The sequence below is a fragment of the Arthrobacter sp. EM1 genome (assembly GCF_029964055.1).
Classification (GTDB): Bacteria; Actinomycetota; Actinomycetes; order Actinomycetales; family Micrococcaceae; genus Arthrobacter.
Genome location: NZ_CP124836.1, coordinates 901,270 through 921,165, shown reverse-complemented (window position 1 = coordinate 921,165; position 19,896 = coordinate 901,270). Strand labels below are relative to the sequence as shown.

General features: G+C 66.2%; 18 protein-coding genes. 4 read left to right on the top strand and 14 right to left on the bottom strand.

The features are described from left to right. Positions 1-281: 281 nt before the first annotated feature. The 9 genes from QI450_RS04055 to QI450_RS04015 all read right to left on the bottom strand — a co-directional run bounded on the left by QI450_RS04055 (position 282) and on the right by QI450_RS04015 (position 11,027). Complete coding sequence (locus QI450_RS04055) at positions 282-1,613, bottom strand: M50 family metallopeptidase (RefSeq protein WP_226774236.1); 1,332 nt, start codon at positions 1,611-1,613, stop codon at positions 282-284. A gap of 19 nt (positions 1,614-1,632) precedes the next feature. Continuing rightward, positions 1,633-2,817: a 1-deoxy-D-xylulose-5-phosphate reductoisomerase gene (gene dxr, locus QI450_RS04050; RefSeq protein ID WP_226774237.1), complete on the bottom strand. Its 1,185-nt coding sequence runs from the start codon at positions 2,815-2,817 to the stop codon at positions 1,633-1,635. 207 nt (positions 2,818-3,024) lie between these two features. Beyond that, positions 3,025-3,858, bottom strand: a complete 834-nt coding sequence (locus QI450_RS04045) for a CoA ester lyase (RefSeq protein WP_226774238.1) — start codon at positions 3,856-3,858, stop codon at positions 3,025-3,027. 4 nt (positions 3,859-3,862) lie between these two features. Further along, complete coding sequence (locus QI450_RS04040) at positions 3,863-4,396, bottom strand: MaoC family dehydratase (RefSeq protein WP_226774239.1); 534 nt, start codon at positions 4,394-4,396, stop codon at positions 3,863-3,865. After that, complete coding sequence (locus QI450_RS04035; RefSeq protein ID WP_226774240.1) at positions 4,393-5,166, bottom strand: CoA transferase subunit B; 774 nt, start codon at positions 5,164-5,166, stop codon at positions 4,393-4,395. Before QI450_RS04035 ends, QI450_RS04040 begins: the two co-directional genes overlap by 4 nt. Then, positions 5,163-5,957, bottom strand: a complete 795-nt coding sequence (locus QI450_RS04030; protein ID WP_226774241.1) for a CoA transferase subunit A — start codon at positions 5,955-5,957, stop codon at positions 5,163-5,165. Before QI450_RS04030 ends, QI450_RS04035 begins: the two co-directional genes overlap by 4 nt. A 38-nt stretch (positions 5,958-5,995) precedes the next feature. Next, complete coding sequence (locus QI450_RS04025) at positions 5,996-7,171, bottom strand: acyl-CoA dehydrogenase family protein (RefSeq protein ID WP_226774242.1); 1,176 nt, start codon at positions 7,169-7,171, stop codon at positions 5,996-5,998. A gap of 63 nt (positions 7,172-7,234) precedes the next feature. Then, the gene (locus tag QI450_RS04020; protein WP_226774243.1) at positions 7,235-9,412 is read right to left on the bottom strand and encodes a biotin carboxylase N-terminal domain-containing protein; all 2,178 of its coding nucleotides are present in this window, start codon (positions 9,410-9,412) and stop codon (positions 7,235-7,237) included. Positions 9,413-9,419: 7 nt separating this feature from the next. Beyond that, complete coding sequence (locus tag QI450_RS04015; RefSeq protein ID WP_226774244.1) at positions 9,420-11,027, bottom strand: carboxyl transferase domain-containing protein; 1,608 nt, start codon at positions 11,025-11,027, stop codon at positions 9,420-9,422. A gap of 155 nt (positions 11,028-11,182) precedes the next feature. On the opposite strand from QI450_RS04015, the gene QI450_RS04010 reads away from it, so the two are divergent. From QI450_RS04010 to QI450_RS04000, 3 genes are all read left to right on the top strand, one after another. Beyond that, complete coding sequence (locus tag QI450_RS04010; RefSeq protein ID WP_226774245.1) at positions 11,183-11,833, top strand: TetR/AcrR family transcriptional regulator; 651 nt, start codon at positions 11,183-11,185, stop codon at positions 11,831-11,833. Between the two features lie 448 nt (positions 11,834-12,281). Beyond that, a complete protein-coding gene (locus QI450_RS04005; protein WP_226774246.1) occupies positions 12,282-12,677 on the top strand; it encodes a hypothetical protein in 396 nt (131 codons plus the stop codon). A gap of 76 nt (positions 12,678-12,753) precedes the next feature. Continuing rightward, positions 12,754-13,329, top strand: a complete 576-nt coding sequence (locus tag QI450_RS04000; RefSeq protein ID WP_226774247.1) for a hypothetical protein — start codon at positions 12,754-12,756, stop codon at positions 13,327-13,329. Here the strand turns inward: QI450_RS04000 and QI450_RS03995 are convergent. Genes QI450_RS03995 through pdhA form a run of 3 tightly spaced genes read right to left on the bottom strand, consistent with a single transcriptional unit; the run spans position 13,326 to position 16,911 of the window. Further along, positions 13,326-14,726 carry a dihydrolipoamide acetyltransferase family protein gene (locus QI450_RS03995; protein WP_226774248.1) on the bottom strand — a complete coding sequence of 467 codons (1,401 nt, stop codon included), beginning with the start codon at positions 14,724-14,726 and terminating at the stop codon, positions 13,326-13,328. The genes QI450_RS04000 and QI450_RS03995 overlap by 4 nt on opposite strands. Beyond that, positions 14,723-15,733: an alpha-ketoacid dehydrogenase subunit beta gene (locus QI450_RS03990; protein ID WP_226774249.1), complete on the bottom strand. Its 1,011-nt coding sequence runs from the start codon at positions 15,731-15,733 to the stop codon at positions 14,723-14,725. Before QI450_RS03990 ends, QI450_RS03995 begins: the two co-directional genes overlap by 4 nt. Then, on the bottom strand, positions 15,733-16,911 hold the full coding sequence (gene pdhA, locus QI450_RS03985; protein ID WP_226774250.1) for a pyruvate dehydrogenase (acetyl-transferring) E1 component subunit alpha: 1,179 nt from the start codon (positions 16,909-16,911) through the stop codon (positions 15,733-15,735). The genes QI450_RS03990 and pdhA overlap by 1 nt, the downstream gene beginning before the upstream one ends. Positions 16,912-17,106: 195 nt before the next feature. Here pdhA and QI450_RS03980 point away from each other — a divergent pair, with 195 nt between their 5' ends. Further along, a complete protein-coding gene (locus QI450_RS03980; RefSeq protein WP_226774251.1) occupies positions 17,107-17,580 on the top strand; it encodes an Lrp/AsnC family transcriptional regulator in 474 nt (157 codons plus the stop codon). 129 nt (positions 17,581-17,709) lie between these two features. On the opposite strand, the gene QI450_RS03975 is transcribed toward QI450_RS03980, so the two are convergent. Both QI450_RS03975 and QI450_RS03970 read right to left on the bottom strand, forming a co-directional pair. Next, complete coding sequence (locus QI450_RS03975; protein WP_226774252.1) at positions 17,710-19,326, bottom strand: cation acetate symporter; 1,617 nt, start codon at positions 19,324-19,326, stop codon at positions 17,710-17,712. Further along, positions 19,323-19,703: a DUF485 domain-containing protein gene (locus QI450_RS03970; RefSeq protein WP_226774253.1), complete on the bottom strand. Its 381-nt coding sequence runs from the start codon at positions 19,701-19,703 to the stop codon at positions 19,323-19,325. Before QI450_RS03970 ends, QI450_RS03975 begins: the two co-directional genes overlap by 4 nt. Positions 19,704-19,896 lie beyond the last annotated feature (193 nt).

Genomic DNA, 19,896 nt, shown 5'->3' with positions numbered 1-19,896 from the left:
CGCGAGCAGACAGCCCGGCTGTAGGTGGGTCCGCTCCTGCTCGGCGCCTGGGCGGTCTTTGGCAGCTACCTTGGATCTCTCGCGCCGGGTGGAATGGCGCTCGCCGCCCAGGCTGGGACTGTTAATCCCCTAAGTGGCCTAGTATTTCCGGGCACAGATGATCCTGTGGTGGCCGCTTTGGGACCTCCAGCGCGTCGCCTGGTCCGTCTTCCTGGTCCTCTTTTGTGTCAACACGGCCCCTAACCTCACGGGAGATTTCCGCCGGCCGGAAGGCGGCGGGGTCAGCCGAAGAGATTGACGGGCTTAACGATGTCCGCGTAGATCAGCAAGGCGCCCATCCCCATCAGCAGCACCGCGACAACATAGGTCACCGGGAGAAGTTTGGCGATGTCGAACGCATCCGGAACCGGGCGGCCGAAGAGCTTGGCGATCCTGCGGCGCGCGCCCTCGTACAGCGCGCCGGCCACGTGGCCGCCGTCCAGCGGCAGCAGCGGAATGAGGTTGAAGACGGCCAGGGCGAAGTTGAGACCGGCCAGCAGGCCCACCAGGGCGGCCACCCTGGACTGCATCGGCACCTGCTCCATCGCGGCCACCTCGCCGGCCACCCGGCCCACCCCGACCACGCTGATGGGTCCGTTGGGGTCGCGGGGCTCATCGCTGAAGGCTGCCTTTGCGACGCCGGCCACACGCGCCGGGAGGTTCACAACAACGCCGGCGATCTGCTTGATGTTTTCTCCGGCCATGGGCAGGACCGCCGATGCCGGCTGCCGGACAAGGGCAGTCTGGGCGCCGACACCCAGGAAGCCGACGTCCTGGTACTGGAGCGTGCCGTCGGCACCCTTGGCCTGCCGGCCGTCGACCCCAACGACCGGGCGGGCAGAGAGCACGGGGGTGACAGTGGTGCTGACCGGAACGCCGTCGCGCTCCACGGTGATGGCAACCTTTTTGTCCGCGGACGCGCGGATCCAGCCGGTGAGCTCGTCCCAGCTGGAGACGGACTTGCCGTCGAAGGAGGTGATGACGTCATTGGGCAACAGGCCTGCGGCGGCTGCTGGCGTGAGCTTGCAGTCAGCGGAGTTCGGGTCCACGGTCTCGCCGGCCTTGACCTGGCACTTGGAGACATCAGCAATCGTGGTGGTCTGGGTGGCGATGCCAAAACCCATCAGCAGCACGGCCGTCAGCGCGAGCCCGATCAGCATGTTCATGGCCGGGCCGCCAAGCATAATGATGATCTTCTTCCAGGCCGGCAGCTTGTAGAAGACGCGGTTGCCGTCGTCGGGTCCGACTTCCTCATGCGCGAGCGACCGGGCGTCCGAAGCCAGGGACTGGAACATACCGGTGCTGGAGGGACGTACCGTGCCATCCTCCTTGTTCGGCGGGTACATCCCGATCATGGAGACAAACCCGCCCAGCGGGAGTGCCTTGAAGCCGTACTCGGTCTCGCCCTTCTTCCTGGACCAAACCGTGGGGCCGAAGCCGATCATGTACTTCGTGACGCGGACCTTAAACAGCTTGGCAGGCAGCAGGTGCCCCACTTCGTGCAGGGCAATGGACACGGCAATGCCGATCGCCACAAAGACGACACCGAGGATAAAGAGAAGGACGGGGCTCATGGGCGTAATTTGCTGCTTCCTAGACGCTGCTGATGGCTAAACGTTCGTGGGTGCGGGCTCGTGCCCATCGTTCAGCATCCAACACGGACTCCAAGGTCAGCTTGGAGGATCCTGTGTGTTCGCTGAGGACTGCTTCGATCGTATCGACGATATCGGTGAACCGGATCCGGCCTGCGTGGAAGGCCATCACGGCTTCCTCGTTCGCTGCGTTGAAGACAGCCGGGAAGGTGCTCCCCTGTTTTGCGGCATGCTTCGCCAGCCCGACGGCGGGAAACGCCGCGGTGTCCAGCGGTTCGAAGGTCCAGCTGGTGGCCTTGCTCCAATCACAGGCCTGCGCGGCCTTCGGCACCCGGTCCGGCCAGCCGATGCCCAGGGCGATCGGAAGGCGCATGTCCGGCGGGGAAGCCTGGGCGATGGTGGAGCCATCGATGAACTGGACCATGGAGTGGACGACGGACTGCGGGTGGACCACCACGTCGATCTTCTCCAGCGGGATGTCAAAGAGCAGGTGCGCCTCGATCACTTCCAGGCCCTTATTCACCAGGCTGGCGGAGTTGGTGGTGACCATCAGGCCCATATCCCAAGTGGGGTGGGCGAGGGCGTCCTGCGGGGACACAGTGCGCAGCTCGTGCCGGCTCATACCGCGGAAGGGGCCGCCGGAAGCGGTGAGGACCAGCCGATCCACCTCGGCCGCGGTCCCGGCGCGCAGGCACTGGGCGATAGCCGAGTGCTCGGAATCAACAGGGACGATTTGGCCCTCTCGGGCGGCGGCCTTGACCAGGGCGCCGCCGACAATCAAGGACTCCTTGTTCGCCAGCGCCAGGGTCGCGCCCGATTTGAGCGCCGCCAGGGTGGGCGCCAGGCCGATGGAACCGGTAATGCCGTTAAGCACCACGTCGGCTTTGATCCCGGCAATCCGGGTGGCGGCGTCCGGCCCGGTGATGATCTCGGGACGGTAGCCGTTCACCCCTTGGGCGCGGGCGGCGTCGTCGATCAGCGTCTGGAGGGCCGTCGCGTCGCCGGACGCGGTGCCGACGGCTTGGGCCCGGGTGTGGACGGCTTGCCGGGCGAGGAGTTCGAGGTTGCCACCGCCCGCGCTCAGCGCAATGACCTCAAAAAGGTGCGGGGCGCCGTCGACGACCTCAATCGCCTGCGTGCCAATGGAACCTGTGGACCCGAGGAGGACGATCTTGCGCGGCTGCATGTCTTAAGTATCCCGCACGGGGTTGAGTGCTTGTGGTGCCTGCCGGGCTGGCATTTCGCAACTAGGGTGAGCACGAACCGCCGGGGCGCGGGACAGCGTTCACGGTCGCCCTGGGCACCTTGTTTCCCATGGGGGTCCGTTTTTCCTGGTGAAGGGCCGACGTTGGGAATCTTCGGTGGCCCGGCGCAGGAGCCGCAAGCCCGGAAACTAGTGCCCGGCGCGGCGGAGCGTTGACTCGGCGTGCTTAAGGATGGGGCCGTCGACCATCTTGCCGTTGAACTGGAACACCCCGGAGCCAGCCGAGGCAGCCGCTTCGAGGAGTTCCCTGGCCGCCGCGACCTCGGATTCAGAGGGCGCATAGGCGTCGCGGACCACCGCGACCTGGTGCGGATGGATGCAGGCCTTGGACCCAAAGCCCGAGGCGACGCCGTCACGGGATTCGGCGGCGAGCCCTTCAAGATCGGGAATGTTGACGTACACCGAGTCAACCGCTTCCTTGCCGAACGCCCGGGCGGCCAGCAGCACCGTGGAGCGGGCGTGCAGCGCCACCGCGCGGTAGGCGCCGTCGTCGGTCCGGCTGGAGGTGCCGCCGAGCGAGGCGAGCAGGTCCTCTGCACCCCACATCAGGCCCACCACATTGGGTTCCGCGGCGATGGCGGCGGCGTTGACGATCCCCAGTGCCGTCTCACAGAGGGCAATGACACTGTACCCCTCGAGCTCCTTGAGCTGCCCGGCGCTTTCAGCCTTGGCGAGCATCACGTGCCGGTACGGAGTGTGCTTGAGGCAGTGCAGGTCTTTTTCGAACTCTGCGGTGCCGGCCGGGTTGATCCGGATGATCGTCCGGCTCGGATCGAGCTCGGGGACGTCCCCGGTGGCCCCGAGCTGGGCAAGGATGGCGCCGCGGGCACGCTGTTTATCCGCCGGGGCCACCGCGTCCTCCAGGTCCACGATGACGGCGTCGGAGCGCTCGGCAGCCTTCTGGTAGCGCTCGGGGCGGTCGGCAGGGCAAAACAGCAGGGCAGGACCCATCAGGAAGCTCATCTGTCTATTCTCCGCTCTTGCGCGCATTCTGCGCCTCTGCATGTGCTTCGCGCACCCACATCAGGCAGCTGCGGGTGGCGAGCGCAACAACGTCGCCGTCCTGGTTCCGGCCGGTGTGCTTCAGGGTCACAATCCCTTGCCCCGGGCGGGAGGAGGATAACCGTTTCCCGGTCACCACAGTCTCGGTGTAGAGGGTATCGCCGTGGTACATCGGGTGCGGGAAGGACACGTCAGTCATCCCCAGCTGGGCGATGATCGTGCCCTGGGTCAGCTGCGGCACTGACTGCCCCACGACGGTGGCCAGGGTGAACATCGAGTTCATCAGGCGCTGGCCAAACGGCTGGTCCGCGCTCCAGGCGGCATCGAGGTGCAGCGCCTGGGTGTTCATGGTCATGGTGGTGAAGAGGACGTTGTCCGTCTCGGTGACGGTCCGGCCGGGCCGGTGCGCGTAGACCACGTCCTCCTCGAGCTCGTCGAAATAGAGGCCGCGCTGTTCGACGATCCGGGGCTCACGCGCCCGCAATGGTTCAGTCCTCATACCGTCAGTTCCTGGTCTTCCTCGAAGAGTTCGGCGCCGGTGGCCGCGGCCACGTCTTCCACGGACACATTGGGGGCAAGTTCGCGGAGCACCAGCCGGGACTTCCCGCCCTCGGTCACGACGTCGATCACGGCGAGGTCGGTGATGATGCGGTCCACGCAGCCCTTTCCGGTCAGGGGCAGTGTGCAGTGTTCCACGATTTTGGGCCTGCCGTTGCGGTCCACGTGCTCCATCATCACGATCACCTTCTTGGCGCCGAAGACGAGGTCCATGGCGCCGCCCATGCCCTTGACCATTTTGCCGGGGATCATCCAGTTGGCCAGGTCCCCGTTCTGGGCGACCTCCATGGCGCCGAGCACGGCCACATCCACGTGCCCGCCCCGGATCATGCCGAAGGAGGCGGCTGAATCGAAGAAGGCGGCGCCCTTGTTGACCGTGACGGTTTCCTTGCCGGCGTTGATCAGGTCCGGATCGACCTGGCCCTCCCCCGGGTAGGGCCCGACGCCGAGGATTCCGTTCTCCGAGTGCAGCACCACCTCAACGCCGGCCGGAATGTAGTTGGGGATCAGCGTGGGCATCCCGATGCCGAGGTTGACGTACTGGCCGTTGTGCAGCTCCTGCGCCACCCGGGCGGCGAGTTCGTGGCGGGTCCAGCCCTTCGTGTCAGGGCTCACACCGGCGGGATGTACGACGGCGGAGCGCCGGTATTCGTGCCGGACCGCCTCCGGACGCGGCGGCTCCCCCTGCGCATTGTTCGTCTTCACAGTCATGCTCCTGCCTGGTCGGTGCTGCCGGACACGGGGCCGGAGGCCGGCACCGCGACGGTCCGCTTCTCGATCCGCTTCTCGACGCCGGGCGCCAGCACTACGCGCTGGACAAAGATGCCCGGGACGTGGACGTGTTCCGGATCCAGCTCCCCCGGCTCCACCAGTTCCTCGACCTCGGCGATGGTGATTTTCGCTGCCATGGCACACAGCGGGTTGAAGTTCATCGCCGTGGCGTGGAACACGAGGTTTCCGTGCCGGTCGCCCTTCCAGGCGTGCACGAGGCCGAAGTCGGGGGTCAGCGACTCCTCCAGCACGAAGTCGGCGCCGTTGAAGTTGCGCACCTCCTTTGCCGCGGAGGCGATCGCGACGTTCCCGTCGGCGTCGTACTTTTGCGGCAGGCCGCCCTCGGAGACCTGGGTGCCGACGCCGGCCGGGGTGTAGAACGCGGGAATACCGGCACCGCCGGCACGCAGCTTCTCGGCGAGTGTGCCTTGTGGGGTGAGGACCACCTCGAGTTCACCGGCAAGGTACTGCCGGGCGAATTCCTTGTTCTCCCCCACGTAGGAGCTGATGGTGCGGCGGATCCGGCCTTCCTTGAGCAGGATCCCGAGTCCCCAGTCGTCGACCCCGCAGTTGTTGCTGACGGTCTCCAGATTCGTGGCGCCGCCCCGGTGCAGGGCCTCGATCAGGGCCACCGGGATCCCGCACAGCCCGAATCCGCCGACGGCGAGCGAGGCTCCGTTAGGGATGTCCGCGACGGCCTCGGCCGCGCTGGCAACAACTTTATTGATCATCGGTGACCCTTCCCTCGACAGTTGCGGCCGGCGGCCGGTCAGAGCCCCAGTTCGCGGGCGATCAGCATCAACTGGACTTCGGTGGTGCCCTCACCGACTTCAAGGATCTTGGAGTCGCGGTAGTGGCGTGCCACGGTGAATTCGTTGATGAAGCCGTAGCCGCCGAACACCTGGGTGGCGTCCCGCGCGTTGTCCATGGCTGCCTCGCCTGCGACCATCTTAGCGATGGCCGCCTGCGTCTTGAACGGCTTGCCGGCGAGCATCCTGGCGGCCGCGTCGTAGTAGGCCAGGCGTGCGGTGTGTGCCCGGGCTTCCATCCGGGCGATCTTGAACGCGATGGCCTGGTACTTGCCGATGTTCTGCCCGAAAGCGCTGCGTTCCTTGGCGTATTTCACCGACTGGTCCACGCAGCCCTGGGCCGCGCCGACGGCCAGCGCCGCGATCGCGATCCTGCCCTCGTCCAGGATGGAGAGGAAGTTCGCGTAGCCCCGGCCCCGGGTGCCGAGCAGGTTTTCTTCCGGCACATGGACGTTGTCCAGGGTCAGCGGGTGTGTGTCCGAGGCGTTCCAGCCGACCTTGTTATAGGCCTTCTCCGCCGTGAAGCCGGGGGTGTTGGCGGGCACCAGAATGGTGGAGATTTCCTTTTTGATACTCCCGTCCGGGCGTTCCTGCTGGCCGGTCACCGCGGTGACGGTGACAAGGCGGGTGATGTCGGTACCGGAGTTGGTGATGAACTCCTTGTTGCCGTTGATGACCCAATTTTTTGCGTCTCCGACGCCCTCGAGCCGGGCGGTGGTCTTGGTGCCGCCGGCGTCGGAGCCGGCTTCCGGTTCGGTCAGGCCGAAGCCGGCGAGGGCTTTGCCGGAGGCCAGCAGCGGCAGCCATTCCTGCTTCTGCGCCTCGTTGCCAAAGCGGTGGATTGGCATGGCGCCGAGCGAGACGCCCGCTTCCAGGGTGATGGCAACGGACTGGTCCACCCGGCCGAGCTGTTCAAGGGCCAGGGCGAGGGCGAAGTAGTCCCCGCCCATACCGCCGAACTCCTCCGGGAAGGGCAGGCCGAACAGGCCCATGTCCGCCATCTGGTCGACGACTTCGTAGGGGAAGCTGTGTTCCTCGTCGTGCTTGGCGGAGACCGGGGCCACCACCTGGTCGGCGAATTCGCGGACGGTGTCGCTGAGGTCCTGGTATTCCTCGCTGAGTTCAAAATCTGGCATGGTGACTCCTTCGTCGGGTCTGTGGGGCTGTTTGCTGGGGAATGGTGCTGGAGGTGTGCGGCGCTAGTCTGCGGCGCCCATGGGAATGACGGCTTCCTCGACCGTGTCCTCGGCGGCGTCCTCCGGCGGAACCGGGGCGTGCGGGTGGATGGTCGCGAGGACCTGGTCTGCCCTGACGAGGTCGCCCGAGGTAGCGCTGATGTGCACGGTGCCAGCCAAGGGCGCGACGAGCTGGTGTTCCATCTTCATGGCCTCCACCGCGAGCAGCACCTGGCCGGCTGTCACGGCGTCGCCGTTTTCGACCGAGACGGACACCACTGTGCCGGGCATCGGCGAGCGCACCGCGGGGTCGGCGGCGCCTTCCTCGCGGTCGACGGCGGCGAGCACCCGGGCCAGCCGGGCCTCGCGGCTGAGCACCTCGAGGCGGCAGGACCAGCCGTCGTTGCCGAGGAATATCTCCGTGGGCGCCGGGCTGTCCGGCCCCGGGCGGTAGGGACCCGTGGACGCCTGTGCGAGTGAGAACCGCCGGGATTCGCCACCGAGGGTGGCCTCCGCCTGGTTGCGCCGGCCGAAACCCAACGACGCCGTACGCTGCGGGCCGCCATTGACACTCACCGTCCCCGTCCCCTGCCCTACCGAGCCGAACACCTCCACCGTGGCGATACCGCCGTCGGGTGTGCCCAGGCTGATCCGGCGGGGGGCGCGGGCGCCGAGCCTCCACCCGCCGGCGCGATCCCACGGGCCCTTCCCCGCGTCCTGCGCATCGTGCTCCCGCATCGCCGCGGCGAAGACGGCGGCAGCGGCCAGCTCGAAGTCGCCCGCATGCCGGAAGCTGAACTCGGGCATCTTCCGTTCGATCAGGCCGGTGTCGAGCCGGCCGGCGCGGACGTCGGCGTCGTTGATCAGCAGGCGCAGGTACTCGACGTTGGTGTCGATGCCCAGGGCGGTGTACCCGGCGAGCGCCTCATCCAGGGTGTCCAGGGCCAAGGTGCGGTCCTCCCCCCACGCAATGACCTTGGAGATCATCGGGTCATAGCTCGAGGAGATCTCCAGGCCTTCCAGCAAAGCGGAGTCAACGCGGACGCGGCCCGCCGCGGCGTCCGGCAGTTCGTCCAGCAGCACGACCCGGCCGGTGGACGGCAGGAAGTTCTTCTCCGGCACCTCGGCGTACACCCGGGCCTCCACCGAGTGCCCGGTGAGGACGACGTCGTCCTGCCGGATGGTGAGTTCCTCGCCGGCGGCGATCCGGACCTGCCATTCGACCAAGTCGATTCCGGTGACCATCTCGGTGACCGGGTGCTCGACCTGCAGGCGGGTGTTCATCTCCATAAAAAAGAATTCGTCCGGGGCGCTGTCCGAGACGAGGAATTCCACGGTGCCGGCGCCGGAGTAGTTGACGCTCCGCGCGGCCTGGCAGGCGGCCTCGCCGATCCGGGCCCGGATTTCCGCGCCGTTGAGCAGGGACTCCAGCAGCGGGGACGGTGCCTCCTCAATGACTTTCTGGTGCCGGCGCTGCAGCGAGCACTCGCGCTCGCCCAGGTGGATGACGTTGCCGTGGTTGTCCGCCAGAACCTGCATCTCGATGTGCCGCGGGGTGGTGACGAGCCGTTCCAGGAAGAGGGTGTCGTCGCCGAAGGCGCTCGCCGCGACCCGGCGGGCCGTGGCCAGGGTGGCTTCCAGTTCCCCGGGCCCTTCAACGATGTGCATGCCCTTGCCCCCGCCGCCGGCGGAAGGCTTGATCAGCAGCGGGTAGCCGACGCCGTCGGCTGCCTCGATGAGCCGAGCGTCGCTCATCCCGGGTTCGGCGATGCCCGGGACCACGGGGACGCCGTAGCCGGTGACGTGGTTCTTGGAGCGGATCTTGTCACCCATGACGTTGAGGGATTCGACGCCGGGGCCAATGAACGTGATCCCGGCTGTTTCCAGGGCGCGGGCGAAGTCGACGTTCTCGCTCAGGAAACCGTAGCCGGGGTGCACGGCCTCGGCGCCGGTGTCGCGGCAGGCCTGGACGATGGCGCCGATCTTCAGGTAGCTCTCGGCGGCGGCCGCCGGGCCGATCCGGACGGCGACGTCGGCTTCCCGCACGTGCCGTGCACCGGCGTCGGCGTCGGAATAGACCGCCACCGAACGGATGCCCAGGGCGCGCAGGGTCCGGATCACACGGCAGGCAATCTCGCCGCGGTTGGCGACCAGCACGGTGCCAAAGAGCGGCTTAGCGGGTGTTGCAGGAGTCGTAGTCACTGTTGGCTCACATCCGGAACAGGCCGAAGGAGGTCTCCGGCAGCGGGGTGCGGGAGACGACGTCGAGCGCCAGTCCCAGGACGGTGCGGGTGTCCGCGGGGTCGATCACGCCGTCGTCCCAAAGGCGGGCGGTGGAATAGTACGGGCTGCCCTGGTCCTCGTACTGGGCCTTAATCGGCGCTTTGAACGCTTCCTCGTCCGCGGCCGACCACTCTTCGCCGCGGGCCTCGAACTGGTCCCGCTTGACCGTGGCGAGCACACCGGAGGCCTGGTTGCCGCCCATCACGGAGATCCGGGACGCCGGCCACATCCACAGGAAGCGCGGCGAGTAGGCCCGGCCGCACATCGAATAGTTTCCGGCGCCGAAGGACCCGCCGATCACCACGGTCAGTTTGGGCACCCGGGCGGTGGCGACGGCGGTGACCATCTTGGCACCGTTCTTGGCGATGCCGCCCTGCTCGTAGTCCTTGCCGACCATAAAACCGGAGAGATTCTGCAGGAAGACCAACGGGATGCCGCGCTGGTCGCAGAGTTCGATGAAGTGCGCGCCTTTAAGTGATGACTCACTGAACAGCACACCATTATTCGCCACGATCCCCACCGGATGGCCGTGCAGCCTCGCGAAACCGGTCACCAAGGTGGTGCCATAGTTCTTTTTGAATTCGTGGAAGCGGCTGGCGTCCACCAGCCGCGCAATGACTTCGCGGACGTCGTACTGGGCATTCACATCCGTGGGGACGGCGCCATACAACTCCGCCGGGTCCGCTACCGGCTCGACGGCGGTATCCACGTCCCAGACGGGCTCCGCCGGCTTCGGCAGGGTGGAGACGATGTCCCGGACGATCTGCAGCGCATGCTCATCGTTTTCGGCCAGGTGGTCCGTCACACCGGAGATCTTCGAATGCACCTCCCCGCCGCCGAGTTCCTCGGCCGTGACGATCTCGCCGATCGCGGCCTTCACCAAGGGCGGGCCGCCCAGGAAAATGGTGCCCTGGTTACGGACAATCACTGTCTCATCACTCATCGCGGGAACATACGCCCCGCCCGCTGTGCACGAGCCCATCACCGAGGCGATCTGCGGGATCCTGGCCGCAGACATCCTGGCCTGGTTGAAAAAGATGCGGCCAAAGTGCTCCTTGTCCGGGAAAACCTCGTCCTGCTTGGGCAGGAACGCCCCGCCCGAATCCACAAGGTATATACACGGCAGCCGGTTCTCCATGGCGATTTCCTGCGCCCGGAGGTGCTTTTTCACCGTCAACGGGTAGTACGTCCCACCCTTGACCGTGGCGTCGTTGGAAATCACCAGGACCTGGCGGCCATGGACCAGCCCGATCCCGGCAATCACGCCGGCGCCGGGAGAATCGCCGTTGTACATGCCCTCGGCAGCCAGCGGTGCGATCTCCAGGAACGGGCTCCCATCATCGAGCAGCCGATCGATCCGTTCGCGCGGGAGCAGCTTGCCGCGCGCCACGTGCCGCTCCCGCGACTTTTCCGGCCCGCCCAGCGCGGCGGCAGCGAGGCGTTCCTTCAGCTCCCGGGCCAGCACCAACTGGGCCTCGCGGTTCGCGGCGAAGGCAGCACCCGCGGCGTCCACCTGACTGGCGATTGTCTCCATTGACTGCTTCCGTTCCTGGCCCGCGTGCTGGGGGCGGCCGATGATCGCCGGCGAATTCCGGCCATTCGGTTAGTGACGTGTAACTGAGATTTAGGTTAGTCTCTATTAACTGTGATGTCCAACACAGGCATCAGTGAAAATGAGGGGATGTGCCGGTGACCGGCCCCAGCCAGACCAGCCAGCGCAGCCAGACCAGCCAGCGCAGCCAGGCGAAGCAATTCCGGCGCCAGGCCCTACTGACCGCAGCCGCTGCGCTGTTCGCTGCAGAGGGCTACCACCGTGTGTCGCTCGAGGATCTCGGGGCTGCGGCGGGCGTCAGTGGTCCGGCAGTCTACCGGCACTTCGCCGGCAAGCAGGCCGTCCTCGGCGCGCTTTTGTTGAGCGTCAGCCAGGACCTGCTGTCCGGCGGCCGCAGCGTCGTGGCATCATCCGCGGACGCCGCGACCGCGCTGGAGCGACTGGTGGCTTTCCACGTTGACTTCGCCCTGAGCCGCCCCGACGTCATCCGGGTCCAGGACCAGGATTTCAGCAACCTGGCCACCGCGGACCAGTCGGAGGTCCGTATGCTCCAGCGCAGCTACGTGGAATTGTGGGTGGAAGTTCTCGCCGCGCTGCATGCCGGCACGGAATCGGCAGAATTGCGCCTGCGCGCCCACGCCACCTTCGGACTGATCAACTCCACCCCCCACTCGGTCCGGGGCCACGGACGCCCGATGGCCGCAAAACGGGCCCGTCCGTTGCTGGAAAGCATGGCGCTCGCGGCGCTCCTGGCGCCGGCGGCCGGGTCGGTTACGGATCAGGGTTAGCGCGGCACCGTCGCCCGCGCCCAGGTACGTGCGGATCCGGCGCCCAGGGTGGGCCTTCCGCACAGCGATTGCATGTGATTCACAATGCGTTTTAACGGTTCAGAGTGCAGTGATTCCAGGTGCATTCCGAAAGTGATTTGTGGTGCCTAACCCTTTGACTTAGCAAGTGATTATTGCTGTTTAACAAGTAGTGGTTCTCCGATTTATACGTACCGGATGCGCACCATCCGTGCACTCGACGGCAGGAATCGGGTAGCGGCCACTCGGGCCGGAGCGGCTCCCCGGGCGTAAATTTCCAAGCATCGGAAGCTCAGCCCACCAACAGGAGTCGCTGAATAATGGGTGCAGTCCAGAATTCGAAGCCGCTGGAAAGCCTGGTAATTCACCTGTGCAGCCAGCCACGAACGCGCCGCAGCCCGGCCGACAACAGCGTCCGTGGCGGGCGGCGATGACCACGCCGGGGACACCCGACGGCGCGCAGAAAGCCTACCGGGAAGCGGTAAGCATGGAGGTTCCTGCGCTGGTGCAGGCGCTCTCTGACTTGATTGGGTTGCGCCTTGTGGCCCAGATCGGCGCAGTCAAGGAAACCCGCGCCGTGCGTCAGTGGATAGCCCACGAGCGGTCCCCCTCGGCACCCACTGTGAAACGGCTGCGGGACACGTACCAGATTGCCCGTTCCCTGACTGAGTCGTGCAGCCCGGAGGTAATTCAGGCCTGGTTCGACGCGATGAACCCGCTACTGGGCGATTCGTCGCCCGCACGGCTGCTGCGCGACAGCGAACGCGACGACACCGCCGTGCGGGTGCTCACCGCCGCCCGCAGTTTCGCTTCCGGTTCCGGGTAGTGACCGGATCCGGGGCTGCTCCCCGCCAACACTGCCTGCCCGGCCCGCCCCCCGACTACCTGAAAGGCTGATCCTTATGGAACCTGGTGAGCGCTTCACGGCCGGGCACCTGCACCGGATGTCCCCCGGGGACGCGGAACAGTCGGCAGCCGGCGTGCCCGGGCGGATACCGCCGGCTGCTCCGCTGCGGCATGCCGACGGTGCTGCCAACGAATTGTCGGCCGCACTGTGGGAAGAACGCCGGCATCTGGCTGCTGTGCTCGCTGCCCTGCACCAGGCGGATTCCCTGCCGCCGGGTGGAACACCGGAGCGCAGCGCGCTGTTGCTGGAACTCAGAACGGCCGGGCTGGCCCGGGACATTGCCGCCCGGGTATTGGCCAGCGCGTGGGGCATGCCGGACGACACCCCGCTCCCCGAACTGATCCTGGGCGCTCCGGACGGTCCATGGCCATTTATCTTCGGCTCCCATCTGGACGCTATCCGGGACCTGGTCAGCCGGATCGACGGCGTTCAGCAGCACCTGTCAACCGATCCGCAAGGCCCCGACGGCGCTCGGCCGCTTTCCCGCGAAAATTCGGCCCCGGTTCCGCGCCAGCTGCTGCGTTTCCTGGGCGGCCCCTGCGACCCGGCTCCGTCCCCGGACCAGCGCTAGACCATCGCCAGTACCATCGCCGGATCCGTGAGTATAATCCCGAGATCCTGCAGGAAACGCGAACCCTGCTCGCCGTCGACCAACCGGTGGTCGAAAGAGAGACTCAGTGTCATCACTTGGCGCAGCGCGACGTCGTCCCGGTACTCCCAGGGCATCTTCCGCACCGCACCCAGCGCGAGAATTGCTGCCTCTCCCGGGTTCAGGATGGGAGTACCGGAGTCGATGCCAAAGACACCAATATTCGTGATGGACATCGTCCCCCCGGACAGGTTGGCCGGACTCGTTTTGCCGGACCGCGCCGTGTCCGTCAGCTCCGTCAACGCGGCGGAAAGCTCCAGCAGGGACATTCGGTCGGCATCCTTGATGTTGGGCACTGTCAGTCCGCGCGGGGTAGCTGCCGCGATGCCCAGGTTCACGTAGTTGTACTGGACGATCTCCTGGTTCGCTTCGTCCCAGCGGGTGTTGAGCGTCGGGTGGTTCTTCAGTGCGATGAGCACGGCCTTGGACACCAGGGTCAGCGGAGTGAGTTTGTAGCCGGCAAACGCCCGGCTGGCCTTGAGCTTCGCCAGCAGTTCCATGGTCGGGGTGACGTCGATGGTCAGGAACTCCGTGACGTGCGGCGCGGTGAACACGCTGGAGACCATCGCGGCGGCAGTGAACTTGCGCACGCCCTTGATCGGCGTCCGGGTTTCCCGCTCACCCCGGCCCGGGACCACGTCCTGCTCGGACATCCCGGCCAGGCCACGGCCCGCCACCGGCAAGTCCCCGCCGCCGGCGAAGTTGCGGACGTCATCGCGGGTGATCAGCCCAAACTCCCCGGTGCCGGTGACCGCAGCGAGATCAACGCCGAGATCCCTGGCCAGCTTGCGCACCGGCGGTGTGGACCGTGGGCGTTCGGCGGAGTCCGAAGCGGCAGGCCGCGTCTCGACGGGTTGGTCCACCGGCAGCACCGGCGCGGCCGGGACCGGTTCGAGGACCGGGGCGGACCGGGCGTGCTGGACGGCGGCTGAGGCAGCCGGGGCGGCGAAGTTGCGGGCGCGGCGCGCCGGCCGGCCCGAGGCTTCCAGGACGGCGCCGTAACCGACGAGATTCGGTTCGCGCGCGGCAGGTGCGGCCGCCCCGTCGGCGGCTGCCTCGCCGGCGTCGGCCTCCACTTCGAAGGAAACGATCGCTTTGCCCACCTCGACGACGGTGCCGGGCTGTTCGTGCAGCACGGTGATAACGCCGGCGAACGGCGAGGGGAGCTCGACGACGGCCTTGGCAGTTTCCACTTCCGCGATGATCTGGTTGAGCGCGACGGTATCCCCCACCGCGACTCTCCACGCGACGATTTCCGATTCGGTCAGACCTTCACCGAGGTCCGGGAGCCTGAATTCCTTGATCATGGTGGCGCTCATCCTTCCAGTCCGCTCAGGGAGTTGTGGCGGCCCAGGGCACGGTCGACGCCGTCCAGGATGCGGTCCAGTCCCGGGAGATGGTGCATTTCAAGCTTTGAGGACGGGTAGGGGACGTCGAAGCCTGTTACCCGGACCGGGGCGGCCTCGAGATGGTAGAAACAGCGTTCGGTGATGCCCGCGGCGACTTCGGCGCCGATTCCGCCGGTCTGGGACGCTTCGTGGGTGATAACGAGCCGGCCGGTCTTCCGGACCGAGGCCTCCAGGGTTGCGAAGTCCAGCGGGGCCAGTGAGCGCAGGTCGATGACCTCGATCGAAATACCCTCGTCCGCCGCGGCGAGGGCGGCGTCTTTGGCAGTCTTGACCAGCGGGCCGTAGGCCACGAGGGTAACGTCCGTGCCCACGGTGACCACCCGGGCCTTCTCCATCGGCAACGCGGCAGCGGGCTCCAGGTTTTCGTCCACCTCGCCCTTGTCGTGGTAACGCCGCTTGGGCTCGAAGTACAACACCGGATCATCCGAGGCGATGGCCTGCTGGATCATCGTGTAGGCATCCTGCGGGTTGGAAACGGAGATCACACGCAGGCCCGAGGTGTGCGTGAAATAGGCCTCGGGTGATTCGGAATGGTGTTCCGGGGACCCGATGCCGCCGCCGAAGGGCACCCGGATGGTAATGGGCATCTTCACCGCCCCCTGGGTGCGGTAGTGCATCTTGGCGACCTGGCTGACGATCTGGTCGAACGCCGGGTAGATAAAACCGTCGAACTGGATTTCCACCACCGGGCGGTACCCGCGGTAGGCCAGGCCTACGGCTGTGCCCATAATGCCGGACTCGGCCAGCGGGGTGTCCACAACGCGGTGCGTGCCGAAATCCTTCTGCAGCCCGTCGGTGACGCGGAAGACACCGCCTAGGGCGCCGATGTCCTCGCCCATGAGGATCACCTTCGGATCATTCTCGAGGGACTTGCGCAGGCCCGAATTGATGGCTCGGGCAAAGGTCATCTGCGTCATCAGCGTGCACCTTCTTCAGAAGCGGCCTCTGCGGGATCGCCGAAGGAAGCCAGGTAACGGGAATAGTGGTCCTGCTGGCGGTCCAGCGGGGAATGCGGGGTGCTGTAGACGTGTTTGAAAATATCCATCGGCGCCGGCTCCGGCATGTTGATGGTGCCGGACCGCAGCGCTTTGGCCACCGCATCCGCCTTGGCGGCGACGGCGGTTTCACGTTCCGCGGTGAGCAGTCCCTTGCGGTCAAGCAGTGACTTCAACCGGGCGATCGGGTCCTTCGCGGCCCAGTCCTCGAGTTCGTTGGCGTCCCGGTACTTGGTGGGGTCATCGGCCGTGGTGTGCGGACCCATCCGGTAGGTGACGGCCTCGATGAAGGTGGGACCGCCGCCGCGGCGCGCCCGGTCGGTGGCGATCCGGGTTGCCGCCATCACGGCCAGGACGTCGTTGCCGTCTACCCGCATGCTGGGGATGCCGAACCCTGCAGCACGGTCCGCGATCTGGATGTGGGACTGCAGCCGGACGGGCTCGGAAATGGCCCAGTGGTTGTTCTGGCAGAAGAAGACCACCGGGGACTGGAAGCTGGCGGCAAACACCAGGGCCTCGTTGACGTCACCCTCGCTCGTGGCACCGTCACCGAAGTACGCCACGGCGACTGAATCGGCGCCGTCGTTCTGGATTCCCATCGCGTAGCCGGTGGCGTGCAGGGTCTGGGCGCCGATGATGATCTGCTGGGTTGCGACGTTGACTGTGTAGGGGTCCCAGCCCGCTAGCGCGTTGCCCCGCCAGGCCTTGACAATGTCCTCCGGGTTGACGCCCCGGCAATAGGCGACGCCGTTGTCGCGATAGCTGGGGAAGACGAAGTCGTCGTCGCGGAGGGCACGGGCAGAGCCGATCTGGGACGCTTCCTGGCCCAGTAGCGGGGGCCACAGGGCCAGCTCGCCCTGGCGCTGCAGGGCGGTTGCCTCGGTGTCGATCCGGCGGATAACCACCATGTCCTCGTAGAGCGACCCGAGCTGGTCGTCACTGACGTCCTGGACCCAGGGGTCGAACTCGGGATGGCTGACGCGTTCACCCCCGGGGGTGATGAGCTGGAGGAGGTCCCCGCCCGAGCGCCTGTTTGATTCTGCACTGTTTCCGGGGCCACCGGCGGAAATGCCGCCCTTGCCCGCGTCGTCGGTAAACACAGTTTTCCGCACCTTCTGACGTCGTCTGACCGGGACTTTCGGGACTCGTGATCCCGGTCTGTGCCAGCCGCCCGGGCGCCGTTGCCCCGGATAGTTGTGACCCTACTCACAACTCTCATTGGGTACAACCGGCTGCACGTTAATTGAGCATTCTGCACTGCCGGACCGCAGCGGACCGTGCTAATCTTGCGCACTATGCACCCCCTGGATGGCACCGACACCCGCCTGCTTTCTGCCCTGGCGCGGGACCCCCGCAGGACCGTGGTTGCGCTGGCACAGAAGCTGGGTCTCTCACGGAATACCGTGCAGGCCCGGATGGCCCAGCTGGAGAAAAAACACGTATTCCTCTCCTTTGAGCGCCGAATCAATCCGGCCTCGCTGGGCTACCCCCTGATGGCTTTCATTTCGGTGCACGTACAGCAGCAGAAGCTCGGCCAGCTGGCGGTGGAATTGGCTGACATCCCGGAGATCCTGGAGGGCTTCGGCCTCACCGGATCGGCCGACCTGCTGCTGCGCGTCGTGGCCCTCGATGCCGAGGATCTGTTCCGGATCAACGGAAAGATCCTGGCTTGCGGCGGTGTGGACCGGACGGACACCGCGCTGGCCATGAGCGAGATGATCCCGTTCCGGATCCAGCCGCTGCTGGAACGCGGCTCAGCCGACGGCTGACGTTTCCGACGCCGGGTTCCCGCCCGGAACGCCGCCGGCTTGGCACGATCACACAGGAAGAGCCCCCGTGCTGATGGCACGGGGGCTCTTGGCCTTGCCGGCCGGCGACGTTCCGCCGGCTGTTGATGACTAGTGGTCGGTGGCCTTTTCGGCGCCCACCCCGGTGAGGGAGCGGACTTCCATTTCGGCCTGCTTGGTGCTGTCTTCCAGATTCTTGTCCAGCACCGAACCGAGCCAGCCCAGGATAAACGCGAGCGGGATGGAGATGATGCCTGGGTTGCTGAGCGGGAAGATCGCGAAGTTGGCGCCCGGGATCATGGACGTCTTGGCACCCGAGACCACCGGGGACAGCGCGATCAGGATGATCGCCGAGCCCAGGCCGCCGTACATGCTCCAGATGGCGCCTTGGGTGGTGAACTTGCGCCAGAACAGCGAGTACACGATGGTGGGCAAGTTGGCCGAGGCAGCCACCGCGAAGGCGAGGGCCACAAGGAATGCGACATTCTGGCCGTTGGCGAAAATGCCGCCGGCGATGGCCAGCAGGCCGATGACCACCACGGTGCGGCGGGCGACCTTGACTTCGGTGTCGGCGTCGGCTTTGCCCTTGGCAATGACGCTGGCGTAGATATCGTGCGCGAACGATGCCGCCGCGGTGATTGTCAGCCCGGCGACGACGGCCAGGATGGTGGCGAAGGCCACCGCGGAGATAAAGCCGAGCAGCAGCGGTCCACCCAGGTGGAATGCCAGCAGCGGTGCTGCCGAGTTGACGCCGCCGGGGGCGGACTTGATCGTGTCGGCGCCCACGAGCGCAGCGGCGCCGTAGCCCAGGACGAGGGTGAACAGGTAGAACACGCCGATCAGCCCGATGGACCAGACCACTGACTTGCGGGCTTCCTTGGCGGTGGGAACCGTGTAGAAACGCATCAGCACGTGGGGCAGGGCCGCGGTACCAAGCACCAGGGCCAGGCCCAGGGACATAAAGTCGAGTTTGGAGGTCTCGGACTTGCCGTACTGCAGGCCCGGGTTGAGCATGTTCGGGTTGCCCGAGGTTTCCACTGCTCCACCGAGCAGGTCGGAGAGGTTGAAACCGTAGATGGCGAGGACCCAGAAGGTCATCACGGCGGCTCCCGCGATCAGGAGCATGGCCTTGATGATCTGGACCCAGGTGGTGCCCTTCATACCGCCGATCAGTACGTACATGATCATCAGGGCGCCGACGACGATGATCACCAGGGCCTGTCCGCCCCAGTCGCTGATGCCCAGCAGCAGGGAAATCAGGCTGCCCGCTCCGGCCATTTGTGCGAGCAGGTAGAAGAAGCAGACGGCGAGTGTGGAGATGGCTGCCGCAATCCGCACCGGGCGCTGCTTGAGCCGGAAGGAGAGCACATCGGCCATGGTGAACTTACCGGTGTTGCGCAGCAGCTCAGCGACGAGCAGCAGTGCGACGAGCCACGCGACGAGGAAACCGATGGAGTACATAAAACCGTCATAGCCGTTGATGGCAATGGCCCCGGTGATGCCCAGGAAGGAAGCCGCCGAGAGGTAGTCGCCGGCGATGGCGGTGCCGTTCTGCGGGCCGGTGAAGGACCGGCCGGCCGCGTAGTAGTCTGCGGCCGTTTTGTTGTTGCGGCTGGCCTTGATCACGATCACCATGGTGATCGCCACAAACACCGCGAAGATGCCCATGTTGAGCAGGGTGGTGTCCTTGAGATCCGCAACGTTGACTGCGGGAACCATAAGCGTCATTTTGTTACCCCGGTGATCTGGTTGCCGTTTTTATCGAATTCGTGGCCTTCGATTTCGTGGCGGATTTCTGCGGCGATCGGGTCGAGCCGGCGGTTTGAGTAACTGACGTACCAGCCGGTGATAGCGAAGGTGGTCACGAACTGCGCCAGCCCCATGACCAGGCCAACGTTGATGTTGCCCCACAGCTTGATGGACATAAACCCTGCCGCGTAGTCGGCCAGCAGGACGTAGGCGAAGTACCAGAGCAGGAAAGCAATGGCCATCGGAAAGACAAAGCTGCGGTGACGTTTGCGCAGTTCCTGGAACCGCTCGGTCGACTGGACTTCCTTGAAGTCCACGGCCGCCGCGGCGTCCGTATTTTGGGCTTCGTGACCCATCGTTCCTCCTCATTGAGAGATTTGAGTCCACACCGGCTGCCCTGGCCTGCTCCGAACAGCCCGCCGGCCAATGTGACTGCAATCACTGTCTCCCGTGACGTGCCTAACATGCCAGAACCGCAGTACCGTGCGTCGCTCAACGGTCGGAATGCTGCGCTCAGCGGTGCCGGCAGGACCGTCGGGAGCCTCACCT